This window comes from Ruegeria sp. H4, assembly GCF_056533065.1.
Genome location: NZ_JBQFOC010000001.1, coordinates 804,250 through 819,739 on the forward strand (window position 1 = coordinate 804,250; position 15,490 = coordinate 819,739).

A 15,490-nucleotide genomic window follows, 5' to 3' on the forward strand; every position below is an offset into this window, starting at 1 on the left:
GGTTTTTTCTTCGTATCAGCGCGCTTGTTTTGATCTGCGCCAAGTGACAAACCAGACCATCAGAGCAAGCAGTGTGATTGCGATCTCGACTTTGAACGTCCAGTGGTTGAGGAACGACAAAATCCAGTGCGAATGGGTCGCCTGCACCACGACCAGCGGGTAGGTGGCGTCTGAAAAGGGCCAAAGCCAGGCAACGGCCCCGGTGATCGTATCCAGCATCATATGCACCAACCCGCCTGCACCAAAGAAGGTCAGAAAGGTGCCCGCCTTGACGGCCCACAGGCGCAGTGCCAACCCGGCAAATAGAAAGCCTGCCCAGATGATCGGGCGGTGGGTCAGGTAGGAATGGTGATGATGCCCGCGATCATCGACAAGATAGAACCAAAGCATGTCGATATCGGGCGCGACGGCCCCGATCATCGTGGCTGTAAGGGCAAGTTTGCCAAGGTTTGGCGCAGTAGCCCGGAAGATCAGATAAGCCCCCGGCAGGTGCCCGATGAACATCAAGCCTCGCCAGTCTCGTGCTTCAACCTCTGCTGGGCGACCTCTTCGTTACGCAGGGCCTTCTGCTGATCCTGCATGCAACGTTCGACAAAATCCAGATGCAGTTCGACCGCAACACGCGCTGCATCCGGGTCACGGCTTTGAAGGGCTGCATTGATCGCCCTGTGCTGATCCAGCAATGCATCGCGAGTGGCGCGTTGCTGGAACATCATCTGGCGATTGTAGAATACGCCTTGGCGCAGCAGATCATACATCGACCGCATCATATGTAGCATGACCACGTTGTGACTGGCCTCGATGATCGCCATGTGAAATTCGGCATCCAGTTGTGCCTCGTCCTCGGGTGCATTGCGATCATGGGCAGATTGCATCCGGTCGAATATGGTCTGAACCACTTTCAGATCACTGTCGGATCCCAAGCGCGCCGCACGTTCCGCAGCCAATCCCTCCATGTCACGGCGAAAGGACAAGTAGTCGAACACAGCTTCATCATGGCTGCTGAACAGACGGATCAAGGCCGGTGAAAATGCCGACCCCAGCACTTCGGCCACATAGATCCCTGATCCGGCTTTGGGTGTCAGTAACCCCTGTTCCTGCAAGTTGGAAATGGCGTCTCGCAACGACGGGCGTGACACTCCCATTCGCTCGGCCAGCTCGCGCTCGGACGGAAGGCGCTCACCCGGGCGCAGGATGCCGCGCAGGATCAGCAACTCGATCTGGCGAACGACGGCCAGAGACAGTTTTTCGGTTTGAACTTTTTGAAAGGGCATAGACGTTCCAAAATTGGTCAAGTCAATTGACCACGATTGATGGCGGCGTTCAAGCCGATCACGGTGCTTGAAACAATAGGTCAGTATTGTTGACTTAGAGGGTGAAGTGCCTAATCTTTGCGCTGGGGCAGAGGAGGCCCAGATAGATGGATCAGCTATACGCCACCCGCACATCGAGGATGAAGGCATCCGAAATCCGTGAGTTGCTGAAGCTGCTGGGCCAACCGGGCATTATTTCTTTTGCGGGGGGCATTCCCGATCCGGACTTGTTTCCGGCGGACGCATTCGCAGAGGCGTTTCAGAACGCACTCGGGCCTGAGAAGCAGGCGCAGGCGCTGCAATATTCGGTCAGCGAAGGGTATGCCCCGTTGCGTGAATGGCTGGCGGATCATATGCGCGGGATCGGTGTGGAGTGTGATGTTGACAACATCCTGATCACCTCTGGTTCGCAGCAAGCGTTGGACTATCTGGGCAAGCTATTCCTGTCTCCTGGTGATACGGCGTTGGTCGGCTGGCCGACCTATCTGGGAGCGATTAACGCCTTTGACGCCTATGAACCACGTTTTGACCGGCTTGACCCTCAGGGCAATCGCGGTGCGGCGGAATATCGGGATGCTGCCGGCGATGGGGCCGTGAAGTTCGCCTATCTGTCGCCCGACTTTTCAAACCCGACGGGGGAAACCGTTGATCTACGCGGCCGCGAGGCGTTGCTTGATCGGGCAGAGGAGCTTGATTGTGCGATCATCGAGGACGGGGCCTATCAAGCGTTGCGCTATGACGGAGAGGCCATACCATCGATTCTGGCGCTGGAGCTTGCGCGCAAAGGAACGATCGAAGCGTGTCGCACGATTTACTGCGGCAGTTTCTCCAAAACTCTATCACCGGGGCTGCGTATGGGTTGGGTCGTCGCGGCCAAAGCGATCATTTCGCAGATGGTGCTGTTGAAACAAGCCGCCGATCTGCACTCGGCAACCATCAACCAGATGGCGGTTCACTATGTGGCTGAGACCTGTTTCGACACGCATATCCCCAAGGTCCGTGCGGCCTATCAGGCGCGCCGCGACGCGATGCTGGTGGCGCTGGAACAGCATATGCCAGATGGTGTTCAGTGGACCCGCCCCGAAGGTGGTATGTTCGTTTGGCTGACGTTGCCGTCTGATATCGATGGCGCCACCTTGTTAGATCGAGCATTGGAGACGGAGAAGGTCGCTTTTGTTCCCGGTCGGGCCTTTTTCCCTGACGGAAGCGGTGCCAATACGATCCGGCTGAGCTTTTCGAATTCCAACGAAGACGCGATCCGCGAGGGAATTCGGCGCTTGGGTGTCGTGCTGCGCGCTTGAGTGCGGAAAGGTTCTGTTAACCAATACTCTGCAATCCTACGGGCATGATCCGACACCTTGCCCCTTTGCTGCTGGCGGCCTGTTCGGCTGGCACGCCACATTTCCGCGATCTGCCTGCGACGCGCGTATCAGTCAATGGCAGCGTGTTCGATGTCCGTGTGCGCGGAGAGCTGGCCGAGGCGGTCCGCGTGAACGCTCAATATGCGCCTCGGTTGGGGCCAATCCGGGATCGGGCGGCGCTTGCCATGGCGCAGGTGTCCGGTTGTCCTATTTTGGATGTGCTGGGCGACGCTGCTGTCACGGTTGGAGTGCTGGGCTGTGACCGTGAGGCAGGTGAGCGTTTGCTGCTGACTGCAATCTCACGCCCCAATTACGAATGCGTAAATTACGGCGCATCCAGTGGCTATGCCTACGAAGTGTTCGAGTGCACGCCGTATTGAAACACGGGTTTCACCTCGTATTTTGGCAAGATATTGTGGATAACTTGCCGCAATATGCCATATCCTGCGCATTCACGTTGACACCTCTGTGATCCGTTGCGCAGACTTCTTATCCATAGGAATCATCCAAAGAGCAGCCATTGCGCTTTAGCAAACTCAAACTGACCGGCTTCAAAAGCTTCGTTGACCCGACCGATCTGATCATCGCGGACGGGTTAACCGGGGTCGTGGGTCCGAATGGTTGCGGCAAATCCAATCTTCTCGAAGCTTTGCGTTGGGTAATGGGCGAAAACCGTCCCAAGTCGATGCGCGGCGGCGCTATGGAAGATGTGATCTTTGCCGGGGCGGCTACCCGGCCTGCACGCAATTTTGCCGAGGTTGTCCTGACTATGGACAATTCAGAACGCCTCGCGCCGTCGGGATTCAATGAAAGCGATCAGCTTGAGATTGTGCGCCGCATCACCCGCGATGTGGGCAGCGCCTACAAGACCAATGGCAAAGATGTACGGGCGCGCGATGTGCAGATGCTTTTTGCGGATGCCTCAACTGGTGCGCATTCGCCAGCGCTGGTGGGGCAGAACCGCATTGCCGAGCTAATTAACGCCAAACCCCGTGCGCGTCGTCGGATTCTGGAAGAGGCCGCCGGGATCTCGGGCCTTTATCAACGGCGTCACGAGGCCGAGTTGAAGCTGAAAGGCACCGAGGCCAACCTGACCCGCGTCGATGACGTACTGGAACAGTTGGGCGGCCAACTGGCGCAGTTGGCGCGTCAAGCTCGGCAGGCAGCACGCTATCGCGAGATTGGAGAGTTGCTGCGCCAGGCCGAAGGCATGCTGCTGTATCGCCGTTGGAAAGAGGCTGACATGGCGCGCCAGTCGGCAGAAGAGAAGCTGCGCGAGCGGATCACCGAAGCCTCACGCGCCGAAGCCGCCGCCCGTGAAGCCGGGGTCAAGCGGGCCCAGATCGAAGATACGCTGCCGCCTCTGCGCGAAGAAGAGGCTATTGCGGCTGCGGTACTGCAACGCCAGCAGGTTCAGCGCGATCAATTGTCCGATCAGGAAACGCGCGCGCGTCAGACGATTGAGACACTGACTAACCGGATTAAGCAGCTGGGCAACGATATCGAACGCGAATCCGGCCTGAATCGTGACGCGGGCGAGATGATCGAGCGGCTGGAATGGGAGGCTCGCGAGCTTGCCAAAGCCGCCGAAGGTTACGATGACAAAGTGTCTCAAGCTGCTGAGATTGCCCGCGAAGCTGCCACCGTTTTGCAACAGCGCGAAGATCACTTGTCGCAGGAAACAGAAGATATGGCCCGGCTGGTGGCCCGTCACCAATCGGCGCAGCGTCTGGTCGAGGACAGCCGGAAAACCTTGGCTCGTTCGGAGGGTGAAGAGGACAAAGCCCGCGCCGCAGTGGACGATGCCAAACAGGCCCTGACCCGCGCCAGTGACGCTTTTGCAACGGCGCAGGTCGGTGAGGAAGAGGCCCGTGTGGCAGCGGATGCGGCCGAACAGGCGTTGACGGCAGCGGATGAGAAGCGCTCGGAAACGCAGGCGCGTGAGGCCGAAGCGCGGGCGCAACGGTCCGAGGCCGAAGGCGAGTTGGGTGCAATCCGCGCTGAAACCATGGCGCTGGCCAAGCTGGTCGAACGCGATACCGCTGAGGGTGGTCAAGTGTTGGACATGCTTCGGGTGGCACCGGGTTATGAGAAGGCTTTGGGCGCTGCACTGGCCGACGATTTGCGCGCGCCGCTGGTCGAAGGCGACGGGCCATCCGGCTGGGTTCCGATGGCGGGCTATGACAGCGACCAACCTTTGCCCGAAGGGGCCGAACCTTTGGCCTTGCATATCAACGGCCCGGATCGGTTGAGCCGACGGATCGCTCAGATCGGGCTGGTGGATGCAGATCAGGGCGCGCGTTTGCAGACCCAGTTGAAACCGGGCCAGCGGTTGGTTTCTCGGTCGGGCGATTTGTGGCGTTGGGACGGGTTCCGGGCCTGGGCTGAGGATGCCCCAAGCGCGGCGGCCTTGCGGTTGGAACAGCTGAACAAGCTGGAAGCGCTTAAGCAAGAGCTTGCGCGGATCGAAGCACAAGCCGATGGCGCGCGCGCGGCACATGAGGCCCTGTCAAAACAACTCGCAGAGGTGACTGAAGCTGACCGCCGCGCACGAGAGGCACGCCGGGCAGCCGATCAGCGTATGGCCGAAACCGCCCGACAGCTCAGCCGGGCAGAGGCAGACCGCAATCTGGCGCAGGGCAAGCTTGAGACCCTGACATTGGCTGTGGATCGCCACAAAGAGGACGCCATGGCTGCCCGCGCGCAACTGCGCGAGGCCGAAGGTGCCCTGACAGGGTTGGGTGATCTTGATAGTGCGCGGGCGCAGGTTGAAGATATCAAACAGACGGTCGAAGCGGCGCGCATTACCATGCTGACTCATCGTTCTTCCCATGATGAACTTCGCCGCGAAGGCGACGCCCGGACACGGCGCTCGCAGGAGGTCACCAAGGACCTTAGCGGATGGCGGCATCGCCTGGAAACGGCCGAGAAACGCATTTCCGAATTGGCTGAGCGCAAGGAAAGCTCTGAGCTAGAACTGACGGAGGCTACCGCCGCGCCGAGTGAAATCGCCGAGGCGCGTGCCGAGTTGAACACTCTGATCGAAACCGCCGAGGCCCGCCGGGCTGAAGCTGCCGACAAGCTGGCCACTGCCGAAACCCAGCAGCGCGAGGTTGTGATGGCCGAGCGCGAGGCGGAGCGACTAGCCTCGGAAGCGCGCGAAATCCGAGCGGCGGCCGAAGCGCGCTGTGATGCGGCCAAGGAAAGCGTCGTCGCGGCGGCAGAGCGGATCGCGGAAGATCAGCAGTTGACCCCAAACCAATTATTGAACCAGCTGGATGTGAACCCTGATCAGATGCCTGCCGCCGATGCACTGGAGGCAGAGGTTAACCGCCACAAGCGCCAGCGCGATGCGATGGGCGCTGTGAACCTGCGGGCCGAAGAGGACAGCAAAGAGGTTCAGGAAGAGTTCGACACGCTCAACACTGAAAAGGCTGATCTGGAAGAGGCGATCAAGGCCCTGCGCAGTGGTATCGCCAGCCTGAACCGTGAAGGGCGCGAGCGTCTGTTGACTGCGTTCGAACAGGTGAATTCAAACTTCGCAATGCTGTTCAAGCATCTGTTCGGCGGCGGTGAGGCCAATCTGGTTATGGTCGAAAGCGACGACCCGCTGGATGCAGGCCTTGAGATCATGTGCCAGCCACCGGGCAAGAAACTCTCGACCCTCAGCTTGCTGTCGGGTGGCGAGCAGACGCTGACCGCGACCGCGCTGATCTTTGGCGTCTTCCTGGCCAACCCTGCTCCGATCTGTGTTCTGGACGAGGTTGACGCGCCGTTGGATGATGCCAACGTGACGCGGTTCTGCGATTTGTTGGACGAGATGTGCCGCCAGACTGACACGCGATTCCTGATCATCACCCACCACGCAGTGACCATGGCGCGGATGGACCGGTTGTTTGGTGTGACCATGCAGGAACAAGGCGTCAGCCAGCTGGTCTCGGTCGATCTGAAGAAGGCCGAGCAGATGGTCGCCTGACCCCTCACCGGATCGTTACGATCATGTCGGGATTATCGCGCTAACTTTGGTCTATGAAACGCATTCTGATCCCCGCCCTCATCGCTGCCAGCCCGATCTTTGCCGCTGATTGGCCCACTAAATCTGGTGACATTCCTTTGTCCTCTGACGAATTGGATGCTTTGGCAGGCCAAACACTGACATTCTATGATGACGGTCAGGCCAGATTTTCGGCAGGTGGGGCGTATTCCTACACCTATTCCAGCGGCGACGCGGCCTTTGGGACATACTCCATCGCTGAAGATGGCAGTGTCTGCATCGCCTACCGCAATGGGTTTGACCGGTGTGATCTGTATGTGCGCAATGGCGAGCGATTGATCCTGATTGATCAAAAAGGCGATCGATATCCGGTGCGACCGAATTAATTGACCCGCTTTTGTCTTCTTGGAAGATCATTTGATCGAAAGAAGAGGAAATTCGTAAGGCAAAACCGAAAAAAATCTGCGTACTGCTTTGATAGTCTTCCCTCGACTCGAATGGTGAAGAAAGTGATTAGATGTGTCGGTTTTTGGCTTGGGTCGGCAAGCAGCGATATCTTGATGAACTGGTGCTGGAGCAAGAGCAATCTCTTGTCATCCAAAGCCGCAATGCCCTGATCGGAAAGACACCGATCAATGCGGATGGGTTTGGCCTTGCTTGGTATTCAGACCGAAAGATGCCTTGCTTTTACAAAGACACAAATCCGGCCTGGTCGGACGCCAACCTGAAACAACTGGCACATCACACGCAGTCGCGACTTTTTCTGGCCCACGTGCGAGCCTCTACCGGCACAGCCACATCCCGGAATAATTGCCATCCCTTTGGCGTTGATCACTGGAGCTTTATGCATAATGGTCAGGCGGGCGGGCATGATCTGATACGGCAGGAACTGGATGCGATGATTCCGGCGCATCTATACGGGCAGCGGTTTGGGGCCACAGAAAGCGAAGCCATTTTCTTGATCGCGCATGGTGAAGGGCTGGAAACGGATCCGATTGGTGCGATGGCACGCGCCGTTGCGCGGGTGGAACAGGTATCCAGTCAGCAAAGAGTATTGCCGTACATGAGGTTCGCGGCATGCTGGTCAGATGGCGAACGCGTATACGCAGCGCGCTATGCGTCCGACAAATACGCGCCCAGTCTGCACTACCGAACCTGCACGGACGGCATCATCATCTCATCCGAGCCGCTGGATGGAAACAATGAGGGTTGGATCGAAATCCAACCCAATACGGCGATTGAAACCGAGGGGTCCTTGGTCAGGGCACACTCGTTCAGGCCGTTCGAGGCTTTGGATCAGGTCGAGGTTGCCTAAGGCTGCCCTGTCACAGCCGGTTCAGTAGGTCTGCGGTTGGCCAAGCATCCGCAGGTAGCCCCAACCGCTTTTGTTCAGCCTGTACCGCGGCGCGTGTACCCGCACCCAGAATGCCGTCGATCTTGCCGACGTCATAGCCTTTGGCCTGCAATTTGGTTTGCAGCTGTTTCATCTGCGCACCCGATAATCCCGCAGGAGGGTTGCCTGCGTCATAGATTTGACCGCCTTCAAGTCGGGTGCCGAAATAGGCGGCGGTCAGCACATAGACAAAGCTCTGATTCCACTCGAAGTAGACGTCGAAATTCGGATAGGCGAGGAAGGCAGGCCCTTTGTGCCCCTGTGGCAGGATCAGCGATGCGGGCAGGCTGGCCAGAGACCCGCTGCGCGCCTGAACGCCCATTGCCTGCCAATCCGCGATTGAACGTGATTTGCCAGGGCCAGACAAAGACCAATCCATCTGGGCAGGCACTATCACCTCTTGCAGCCAGGGCTGGCCCGGTTGCCAGCCCAGATGTGACAGCATCTTGCCACCGGACACCAACGCATCGGGGGCCGATGTTTTTAGGGAAACCTTGCCATCGCCATCGCCGTCGACGCCATTGTCCAGAATGTCTTGCGGCAGCATTTGCACCATGCCGATTTCACCGGCCCAGGCCCCGGTGGTGCGGTTCGGGTCGAAATTGCCTTGGCTGAACAGCTCGATGGCCGCAAAAACCTGTGGTCGGAACAAATCGGGGCGACGACAATCATGGGCCAGGGTGACCAGCGCGTTGCGGGTGTTGAAATCACCCTGAACCGCGCCGTAGTCGGTTTCGAACGCCCAGAAGGCCAGCAAAACGCCCCGTGAAACGCCGTATTCGCGCTCGATCCGGTCAAACACCGCGTCGTATTTGCGCGACATGGATTGCCCTCGGTCGATCCGGTTTTGCGAAATCAGGCGGCGGGAAAAATCGATGAAAGGTTTCTGAAACACCCCCTGAGCCCGGTCAGCGCGTAGCACCGCTGGGTCCTGTTGGACGCCTTGAAGGAAGGCATTCACCGTGGCCTGATCAAAGCCCTTTTGCGCGGCTTCGGATTTCAGCCCGTTTACGAACTGGTTGAAACCGCCACCGCATTGGGCAAAGGCAGGTGCCGCAAACAGGGCGGCGACGAACAAAGAGGGCAACAAACGCATCGGATGTCCTTCAGAAAATAAACGTGATCCCAACCCACACTGACAGAAGGCCGAGTGCAAGCCCCCAGACCTGCCACAAGATGGTACATGCGCGGAAAATCTCCTCAGCTCCGATCTCGCGCTCGGCGTTTCCGTTTACCCAGGCCAGATCGCGGAGCTGTCCATCATAGCTGCGCGGCCCAGCCAATGCGATGTTCAGGGCCCGCGCCATTGCAGCCTCAGGCCATCCCGCGTTGGGCGAGATATGGCGGCGCGCATCTGCGATGATCTCGGACCAGCGGGACCATTGGCCCGATAGAGCGATGATCATCAGACAGGTCAGCCGTGCCGGGATCAGGTTCAGCAGATCGTCGAACCGGGCCGAGGCCCATCCGAATGCGCGGTGCTTTTCCGTGCGGTAGCCGATCATGCTGTCGGCGGTGTTGACGACCTTGTAGATCAACAGCCCAGGCAATCCACCAATCAGGAACCAGAAGGCTGGCGCGATGACCCCGTCGCTCAGGTTCTCCGCCGCGCTTTCGATGGCGGAGCGCGCGATCTGAGCCTCTGTCATATCCGTCGTATCGCGGGATACGATCATGGCAACCTTGGCTCGACCTGCTTCCACCGATTGACGCAGCCCTTCTGCAACCGCTCGCACATGTGAAACCAGTGAGTTCTGAGCCAGAAGGATGGCGCAGATGACCCCTTCGGCAACCAGGCCAAGTAAGGTCAGCGCCCAGCCCAACAGGCCAGCTAGGCCGATCAGTAGGATCAAAGCACCTACGCCCTTCAAGCGTTGATATGGCTCTTGGTTCAGGGTCTTATCAAGCGTGCCAACCGCTTTCCCCATGATCACCGCAGGGTGACGCACGCGGGACCAGAGCCAATCGGGTTCGCCCAGTGCCGCGTCCAGCAGCATGGCGCAAGCCAGCACAAAGGCCGTGCTCATAACGCGTTTTCCAGCCGGCTCCACCCGTCTGATGGGGGCAGTCCAAGGCGCAGATAGGTGTCGGAATAGGGGAAGATGCGGCTCCAGATGTGTGCGCTGGCCAGACGGTCCCGCCAACCTCGTGCGTTGTCGACCTTGTAAAGACGAAACAGCGTGGTGCCGCCGACCAGCTGCGCGCCGCTGTCCAGTAGCAAAGTGTCCAGACGATCGGCGTTGGTTGCCAGTTTCGCGCGCGTCTCTTCGGCCCAGTTCCTGTCTTGCAAAGCGGCGGTTCCCGTTCGCAACGCTGGTCCGGATACCGCCCAAGGACCGGTCAGGTCGTTCAGCCGAGAGATCATGTCAGGCTGACCGATCGCAAAGCCCAACCGCAGCCCAGCCAGGCCCCAGAATTTGCCAAAGCTCTTTAGTACAACGACACCTCGGCGGGCGGATAACTGGATCAGAGACGCCTCTGGGCTCACGTCGCAGAAGCTTTCATCAATCACGGTCAAGGGCGCATTGGCATCCTCTTCACGCCAGAGGCGTCCGTCTGGGTTGTTCGGGTGCACCAGAACGCGCGCATCGGCCGACCCGTATTCTTGAACTTGCCAGCCTTGCACGGCAAAGGCAGCAGCATGTTCGTTATAGGTAGGCGTCGTGATTTGCACCCGCCCAACGGGCGCAAGCGCGGGTAGGCGTGCAATCACAGCGGATGCGCCGGGGGCAGGCAGTATATGTGCAGTTTCGGGCACATTCCAAAAACCCCGCGCTGCCTCACAGAGCCGTTCAAAAGCGCCATGATCGGGCAATTGGGCCCAGTCTTCGGGTTGGAAGGCTGGCAGGTCATAGGGGTGTGGGTTGACACCGGTCGACAGGTCTATCCAATCGCTTCGGGTGCCGCCATAGTGCTTGATCGCCTGATCCAGCCCGCCGCCATGGTCGCGTTCGGTGCGCGGATTCAACATGTTTTCAGTCATCGCGCCTCAAGCCTCAACCGCCGAATTCGCGTTGCTTCAAGCGGATTTTTGCCGTTTTGACAAGCAAATCCGCGTGATCAGCGCGTGTCGCTGGTGTCGTTAACACTTTGTTAAGGAAATAACGGGATCACAGACCACGGGGGTCGGCACCACTCACCATACCAAGTGCCGAGGTTGTTGCAAATGAAAGTTCTGATTGTTGAGAGTAACCCCGACCTTGGTCGGGTCTGGAAAAGACATCTTGAAAGACAAGGTGCAGATGTTGAACTGGTCACGGGGCAAGAGGCTGCGATCCTCGCGCTCTATAGCACTGCGTTTGACATTATCGTGCTGGATCTGGTGCTGGAAAGCGGCAGTGCCTTGGCTGTGGCTGACTTTGCCAGCTATCGTCGCCCCGAGGCGCGGGTGATCTTTGTTACCAACACAACGTTCTTCTCAGATGGTTCGATCTTTGCCCATAGCCCCAATGCCTGTGCCTATGTGCAAAGTGGCACGCCGCCAGAGGATCTGGCGGCGATGGTTGAACACTACGCAGCAGGTCGCTGATCGCGGCCATGCGGTTCCATGTAGTCCAGCACCGGGTTCACCGGGATGATCCGGTGCGGATTGATGCTGTCGTGGCTATAATGATAGTGCCGCACGATGTGGTTCATATTCACCGTCTGTGCGACTCCGGGCCATTGATATAGCTCGCGGGTGTAGGCCCAAAGGTTCGGGTAATCGACCAGCCGGCGCTTGTTGCACTTGAAATGCAAGTGATAGACCGGATCGAACCGGATCAGGGTTGTGAATAAGCGCCAGTCCGCCTCGGTCACGCGATCCCCCATCAAATAGCGATTTCGGCTTAGGCGGTCTTCGAGCCAATCCAGTGTGTCGAACAACGGACCTACGGCGGCATCGTAAGCCTCTTGCGAGGTGGCAAAGCCAGATTTGTAGACGCCATTGTTGACGTCAGAATAGATGCGAGCGTTGACCTCTTCGATCTGAGCGCGCATCTCTTCGGGCCAATAATCATCTGTGTTGCCGGTGATCCCGTCGAAAGCCGTGTTGAACATGCGGATGATTTCCGAGCTTTCGTTCGACACGATTGTCTCTTGTTGTTTGTCCCAAAGGATCGGCACGGTAACGCGACCGGAATAGGCGGGATCGGCCTTGCTATAGATCTGATGGGCGAAATCGAGGTCATAGAGGTCATCGCCCGTTGCGCCGTGATTGTCCGTTTCGAACGTCCAACCTTTGTCCAGCATGTCCGGATGCACGACTGAGACGGGGATCAGATCACGCAGCCCTTTGAGTTCGCGGAAGATCAATGTGCGATGTGCCCAAGGGCAGGCGTGAGAGACATAGAGGTGATAGCGATCCGGTTCCGCCTTGAACCCGGCCTTACCAGATGGTCCAGCGCTACCATCAGCCGTTAGCCAGTTGCGAAATTGCGCGGCGCTGCGTTTGAACGCCCCGCCGGTGGACTTAGTATCGTACCAGGTATCGTGCCATGTCCCATCGACTAGCAAACCCATTGGTCATCCTCCGCATTTTGTGTCTGCAGCAAAGATAGGAGTGCAGAGATAGCCATGCCACATCAGCATATGCGCATCTGGCCTGCGCCTTTGCACAGTCAGGCCTGCGATGGCTGCGCAACATTTTGCCACCCGGTCTGGTGTATGTGACGAAGTTCACTGGATTTTTACGCTCGCGTGCCCACAATAATGGATACAAGAGGGGGAATAGTTTGATGAGTACTTATGTTTCCAAGGAGATTCGCGCCGAATTAGATGCCGCTCGAATCGCTGCCCTGAAAAAATCCAGCCGTTTGCGGGTTGAGATGGGCGACAATACCTACAAAATTCTGAAATTGTGGAAAGATGGGTTCACGGTTGAGGCTGCCACCACGCCACGCCTGCGCGGGCTGGTCGATATCTACGACGGGGCGAACCATCTGTACCAGTGCCTGATCATCGCGGATGAGGATGAAGGCGGCGAGATGCGATACGAGTTCAAGCGCAGCACAGCGGCGCATGATAAGGCACCGCTCGATTTCTACCGTGCGCCGGACGCGCCAATCGCGTTGTTGGGGCACGAGGACTAGGGCCTTAAGGCTGGATCGAAGCCGGGTGCTCCGTAAAGAAGTTCGCCCGGCTTTGTTTTTTATGCAAAAGCAGATCGCTTACTGCAAATCCGAGAAAGCCTTTTTCAACCGCGCACAGGCGTCCTCGATCCGCGCGCGCTGGGTTCCCAGGTTGAAGCGCAGGAAGTTTTCGCCGCCGGTTCCAAAAGTTGTGCCGTGGTTCACCGCGATTTTGGCGGTCTGTTCGACACGGTTGGTGAATTCGGCACGCTCCATCCCGGTTCCCGAGAAATCAACCCAGGCAAGGTAAGTGGCCTCCAGCGGCATTGACCGAAGGCCGGGGATGTCAGCGATGGCCGCGTCGAACACCTGGCGGTTCGTTTCGATATACGCGACCTGTTCGTCCACCCAAGCAGCGCCTTCTGCTGAATACGCGGCCGCCGTTGCAAACTGGCCGACCGAGTTGGGTGCAAGCGACAAGGCAGCCATACGTTTGGCGAATTTGCCGCGCAATTCGGGATCGGGGATGATCACTTGACCGGTGTGCAGCCCCGCGATGTTGAACGTCTTTGACGGCGCAGTCAGCATCAACAAACGGTCGGAAATCTCAGGGGCCGCGTTCTGCATCGGGATGTGAGTGTGACCCGGAAAGACCAGATCGTGGTGAATCTCATCCGACAGGATCAGCAGGTCATGACGCTTGGCGAAATCGGCAACGGCTTGCAGCTCGTCCTGACTCCAGACGCGCCCACCGGGATTGTGTGGCGAGCACAGGATAACCATCTTCTCGCGACCGGTCATCTGTTCGTCATAGGCGTCGAAATCCATCTCATACCGTCCATCGGTATTGATCATCTCGCATTCAACGACTTCGCGCCCGGCATTGCGGATGACTTTGGCAAAGGCGTGATAGACCGGGGTGAACAATACGATCCCGTCACCCGGTTTGGTAAAGGTGTCCAGGCACATGCCAACCCCGTTGACCAGACCGGTGGTCGTAAAGATCGCATCGGCATCGACCACCCAGTCGTGACGGGTGCGCATCCACCAGCGGATCGCGTCCTTATAGGGTTGATCGAGGTTTACATAGCCAAAAACGCCATGATCCAGCAGCTCGCGCATCTTGTTCAGCACAGGTGGCGGTGCGCGAAAGTCAGTGTCGGCGACCCACATCGCCAGGCCGTCATCGGCTGGCACGCCGTAAACCGGCTCCATCATGTCCCATTTGGCGCAATGGGTGCCGTGGCGGTTGATGAGGTCGTCAAAGCTCATGTGTGTCTCCTGTATGATCGTTTCGCAAGCTATCGGGAATTGCAGCATGCGCAAGGGGGGCGTTGCGGCGGCGCGCACGATGCCCTAAATCAGCCCCATGAAACGCACTATTCTAATTCACCCTGATCCCCGTCTGAAAAAGGTCTGCGCGCCGGTGGCTGACCTGACGGACGATTTGCGCAAGCTGGCTGATGATATGCTCGAGACGATGTATGACGCGCCAGGTATTGGCTTGGCCGCGCCGCAGATCGGTGTTTTGGATCGGCTGATCGTACTGGATTGTGTCAAGGAAGAGGGCGAGGCCCCACGCCCGTTGATCATGTTCAACCCCGAGATCATTGCCTCCTCCGATAAGACCAATGTCTATGAAGAGGGCTGTCTGTCGATTCCCGAACAATATGCCGAGGTGACGCGCCCCAAGGTTGTGGATGTCGCCTGGATGGATCGGAACGGCAACCTGCAGCAAGAAACCTTCGATGGGCTCTGGGCGACCTGTGTGCAGCATGAGATTGATCATCTGGATGGCAAACTGTTTATCGACTACCTCAAGCCTCTGAAACGGCAGATGATCACGCGCAAGATGCAGAAGCTAAAGCGCGAAAAGGCGCGGGCATGAGCGTTCGAACTTGCCTGCCCTGGCCCGACAAGCGCCTGCGCACCAAGGCCGAAGACGTTGCCGAGATCACGGATGAAATCCGCGCAATCTGGGACGATATGATCGACACGATGGAGGCGATGCCAGGCGTTGGCCTTGCCGCCACGCAGATCGGTGTGATGCTGCGCTTGGCGGTTGTTGACGGCTCGACTGAACGGGGACGGGCGGTGCGTTTGGCAAACCCGGAAATCCTGCACAGTTCAATCGAGATGCGTGAGCATGATGAGGCCAGTCCCAACCTGCCAGGTGTGTCGGCCAAGGTGAAACGCCCGCGTGCTGTAACGGTCAAGTTCCTGAATGAAAACGGGATGATCGACCGCCGCGATTTCGTGGGGATCGAAGCCACCAGCGTGCAGCACCAAATCGATCATCTGAACGGCAAGATGTATTTCGACCGGCTTAGCAAGGTCAAACGCGACATGCTTCTGCGCAAAGCCAGGAAACAGGGGTAACG

At 58.2% G+C, this 15,490-nt stretch carries 16 protein-coding genes; 9 read left to right on the plus strand and 7 right to left on the minus strand.

What is annotated here, in order from left to right; translation table 11 throughout:
- Positions 1–15: 15 nt before the first annotated feature.
- Both ACR0KG_RS04045 and ACR0KG_RS04050 read right to left on the minus strand, forming a co-directional pair.
- A complete protein-coding gene (locus ACR0KG_RS04045; protein WP_480549999.1) occupies positions 16–504 on the minus strand; it encodes a metal-dependent hydrolase in 489 nt (162 codons plus the stop codon).
- Positions 504–1,274 carry a FadR/GntR family transcriptional regulator gene (locus ACR0KG_RS04050; protein WP_480544965.1) on the minus strand — a complete coding sequence of 257 codons (771 nt, stop codon included), beginning with the start codon at positions 1,272–1,274 and terminating at the stop codon, positions 504–506. The genes ACR0KG_RS04045 and ACR0KG_RS04050 overlap by 1 nt, the downstream gene beginning before the upstream one ends.
- Before the next feature lie 146 nt (positions 1,275–1,420).
- On the opposite strand from ACR0KG_RS04050, the gene ACR0KG_RS04055 reads away from it, so the two are divergent.
- From ACR0KG_RS04055 to ACR0KG_RS04075, 5 genes are all read left to right on the plus strand, one after another.
- Positions 1,421–2,614: an aminotransferase-like domain-containing protein gene (locus tag ACR0KG_RS04055; RefSeq protein ID WP_480826552.1), complete on the plus strand. Its 1,194-nt coding sequence runs from the start codon at positions 1,421–1,423 to the stop codon at positions 2,612–2,614.
- Positions 2,615–2,658: 44 nt separating this feature from the next.
- Complete coding sequence (locus ACR0KG_RS04060; protein ID WP_480826553.1) at positions 2,659–3,054, plus strand: hypothetical protein; 396 nt, start codon at positions 2,659–2,661, stop codon at positions 3,052–3,054.
- A 140-nt stretch (positions 3,055–3,194) separates the two neighbouring features.
- Positions 3,195–6,650, plus strand: coding sequence for a chromosome segregation SMC family protein (locus tag ACR0KG_RS04065; RefSeq protein ID WP_480826554.1), 3,456 nt, complete (start codon positions 3,195–3,197; stop codon positions 6,648–6,650).
- A gap of 53 nt (positions 6,651–6,703) precedes the next feature.
- Positions 6,704–7,054, plus strand: a complete 351-nt coding sequence (locus tag ACR0KG_RS04070) for a hypothetical protein (protein WP_480544970.1) — start codon at positions 6,704–6,706, stop codon at positions 7,052–7,054.
- Positions 7,055–7,185: 131 nt separating this feature from the next.
- Positions 7,186–7,983 (plus strand): class II glutamine amidotransferase, encoded by a 798-nt coding sequence (locus ACR0KG_RS04075; RefSeq protein ID WP_480544971.1) that lies wholly within the window; start codon positions 7,186–7,188, stop codon positions 7,981–7,983.
- Positions 7,984–7,993: 10 nt separating this feature from the next.
- On the opposite strand, the gene ACR0KG_RS04080 is transcribed toward ACR0KG_RS04075, so the two are convergent.
- From ACR0KG_RS04080 to cobD, 3 genes are read right to left on the minus strand one after another with little or no spacing between them, the layout of a single operon-like run.
- Complete coding sequence (locus ACR0KG_RS04080) at positions 7,994–9,157, minus strand: lytic murein transglycosylase (RefSeq protein WP_480826555.1); 1,164 nt, start codon at positions 9,155–9,157, stop codon at positions 7,994–7,996.
- Positions 9,158–9,167: 10 nt separating this feature from the next.
- A complete protein-coding gene (gene cbiB, locus ACR0KG_RS04085) occupies positions 9,168–10,088 on the minus strand; it encodes an adenosylcobinamide-phosphate synthase CbiB (RefSeq protein WP_480826556.1) in 921 nt (306 codons plus the stop codon).
- On the minus strand, positions 10,085–11,044 hold the full coding sequence (gene cobD, locus ACR0KG_RS04090) for a threonine-phosphate decarboxylase CobD (protein WP_480826557.1): 960 nt from the start codon (positions 11,042–11,044) through the stop codon (positions 10,085–10,087). Before cobD ends, cbiB begins: the two co-directional genes overlap by 4 nt.
- Before the next feature lie 183 nt (positions 11,045–11,227).
- On the opposite strand from cobD, the gene ACR0KG_RS04095 reads away from it, so the two are divergent.
- Positions 11,228–11,590, plus strand: a complete 363-nt coding sequence (locus tag ACR0KG_RS04095) for a response regulator (RefSeq protein ID WP_170531391.1) — start codon at positions 11,228–11,230, stop codon at positions 11,588–11,590.
- Here the strand turns inward: ACR0KG_RS04095 and ACR0KG_RS04100 are convergent.
- Entirely contained in the window at positions 11,572–12,561 is a 990-nt protein-coding gene (locus tag ACR0KG_RS04100; RefSeq protein WP_480544976.1) for a glutathione S-transferase family protein, read from the minus strand. The genes ACR0KG_RS04095 and ACR0KG_RS04100 overlap by 19 nt on opposite strands.
- A 215-nt stretch (positions 12,562–12,776) precedes the next feature.
- Here ACR0KG_RS04100 and ACR0KG_RS04105 point away from each other — a divergent pair, with 215 nt between their 5' ends.
- Complete coding sequence (locus ACR0KG_RS04105) at positions 12,777–13,130, plus strand: hypothetical protein (protein ID WP_170531387.1); 354 nt, start codon at positions 12,777–12,779, stop codon at positions 13,128–13,130.
- A 78-nt stretch (positions 13,131–13,208) separates the two neighbouring features.
- On the opposite strand, the gene ACR0KG_RS04110 is transcribed toward ACR0KG_RS04105, so the two are convergent.
- A complete protein-coding gene (locus tag ACR0KG_RS04110) occupies positions 13,209–14,381 on the minus strand; it encodes a MalY/PatB family protein (protein WP_480826558.1) in 1,173 nt (390 codons plus the stop codon).
- Between the two features lie 97 nt (positions 14,382–14,478).
- Here ACR0KG_RS04110 and def (ACR0KG_RS04115) point away from each other — a divergent pair, with 97 nt between their 5' ends.
- Both def (ACR0KG_RS04115) and def (ACR0KG_RS04120) read left to right on the plus strand, forming a co-directional pair.
- Complete coding sequence (def, locus tag ACR0KG_RS04115) at positions 14,479–14,997, plus strand: peptide deformylase (RefSeq protein WP_480826559.1); 519 nt, start codon at positions 14,479–14,481, stop codon at positions 14,995–14,997.
- Complete coding sequence (gene def / locus ACR0KG_RS04120) at positions 14,994–15,488, plus strand: peptide deformylase (RefSeq protein ID WP_480826561.1); 495 nt, start codon at positions 14,994–14,996, stop codon at positions 15,486–15,488. The genes def (ACR0KG_RS04115) and def (ACR0KG_RS04120) overlap by 4 nt, the downstream gene beginning before the upstream one ends.
- The last annotated feature ends 2 nt before the right edge of the window (positions 15,489–15,490 follow it).

Excerpts from the sequence above, each read along its gene's own strand:
- ACR0KG_RS04095 (WP_170531391.1), top strand. The coding sequence starts at position 11,228 with ATGAAAGTTCTGATTGTTGAGAGTAACCCCGACCTTGGTCGGGTCTGG.
- ACR0KG_RS04070 (WP_480544970.1), top strand. The coding sequence starts at position 6,704 with ATGAAACGCATTCTGATCCCCGCCCTCATCGCTGCCAGCCCGATCTTT.
- ACR0KG_RS04100 (WP_480544976.1), bottom strand. The coding sequence starts at position 12,561 with ATGGGTTTGCTAGTCGATGGGACATGGCACGATACCTGGTACGATACT.
- ACR0KG_RS04075 (WP_480544971.1), top strand. The coding sequence starts at position 7,186 with ATGTGTCGGTTTTTGGCTTGGGTCGGCAAGCAGCGATATCTTGATGAA.
- ACR0KG_RS04060 (WP_480826553.1), top strand. The coding sequence starts at position 2,659 with ATGATCCGACACCTTGCCCCTTTGCTGCTGGCGGCCTGTTCGGCTGGC.
- ACR0KG_RS04045 (WP_480549999.1), bottom strand. The coding sequence starts at position 504 with ATGTTCATCGGGCACCTGCCGGGGGCTTATCTGATCTTCCGGGCTACT.
- ACR0KG_RS04110 (WP_480826558.1), bottom strand. The coding sequence starts at position 14,381 with ATGAGCTTTGACGACCTCATCAACCGCCACGGCACCCATTGCGCCAAA.
- ACR0KG_RS04050 (WP_480544965.1), bottom strand. The coding sequence starts at position 1,274 with ATGCCCTTTCAAAAAGTTCAAACCGAAAAACTGTCTCTGGCCGTCGTT.
- def (WP_480826559.1), top strand. The coding sequence starts at position 14,479 with ATGAAACGCACTATTCTAATTCACCCTGATCCCCGTCTGAAAAAGGTC.
- ACR0KG_RS04055 (WP_480826552.1), top strand. The coding sequence starts at position 1,421 with ATGGATCAGCTATACGCCACCCGCACATCGAGGATGAAGGCATCCGAA.
- ACR0KG_RS04080 (WP_480826555.1), bottom strand. The coding sequence starts at position 9,157 with ATGCGTTTGTTGCCCTCTTTGTTCGTCGCCGCCCTGTTTGCGGCACCT.
- def (WP_480826561.1), top strand. The coding sequence starts at position 14,994 with ATGAGCGTTCGAACTTGCCTGCCCTGGCCCGACAAGCGCCTGCGCACC.
- cbiB (WP_480826556.1), bottom strand. The coding sequence starts at position 10,088 with ATGAGCACGGCCTTTGTGCTGGCTTGCGCCATGCTGCTGGACGCGGCA.
- cobD (WP_480826557.1), bottom strand. The coding sequence starts at position 11,044 with ATGACTGAAAACATGTTGAATCCGCGCACCGAACGCGACCATGGCGGC.
- ACR0KG_RS04105 (WP_170531387.1), top strand. The coding sequence starts at position 12,777 with ATGAGTACTTATGTTTCCAAGGAGATTCGCGCCGAATTAGATGCCGCT.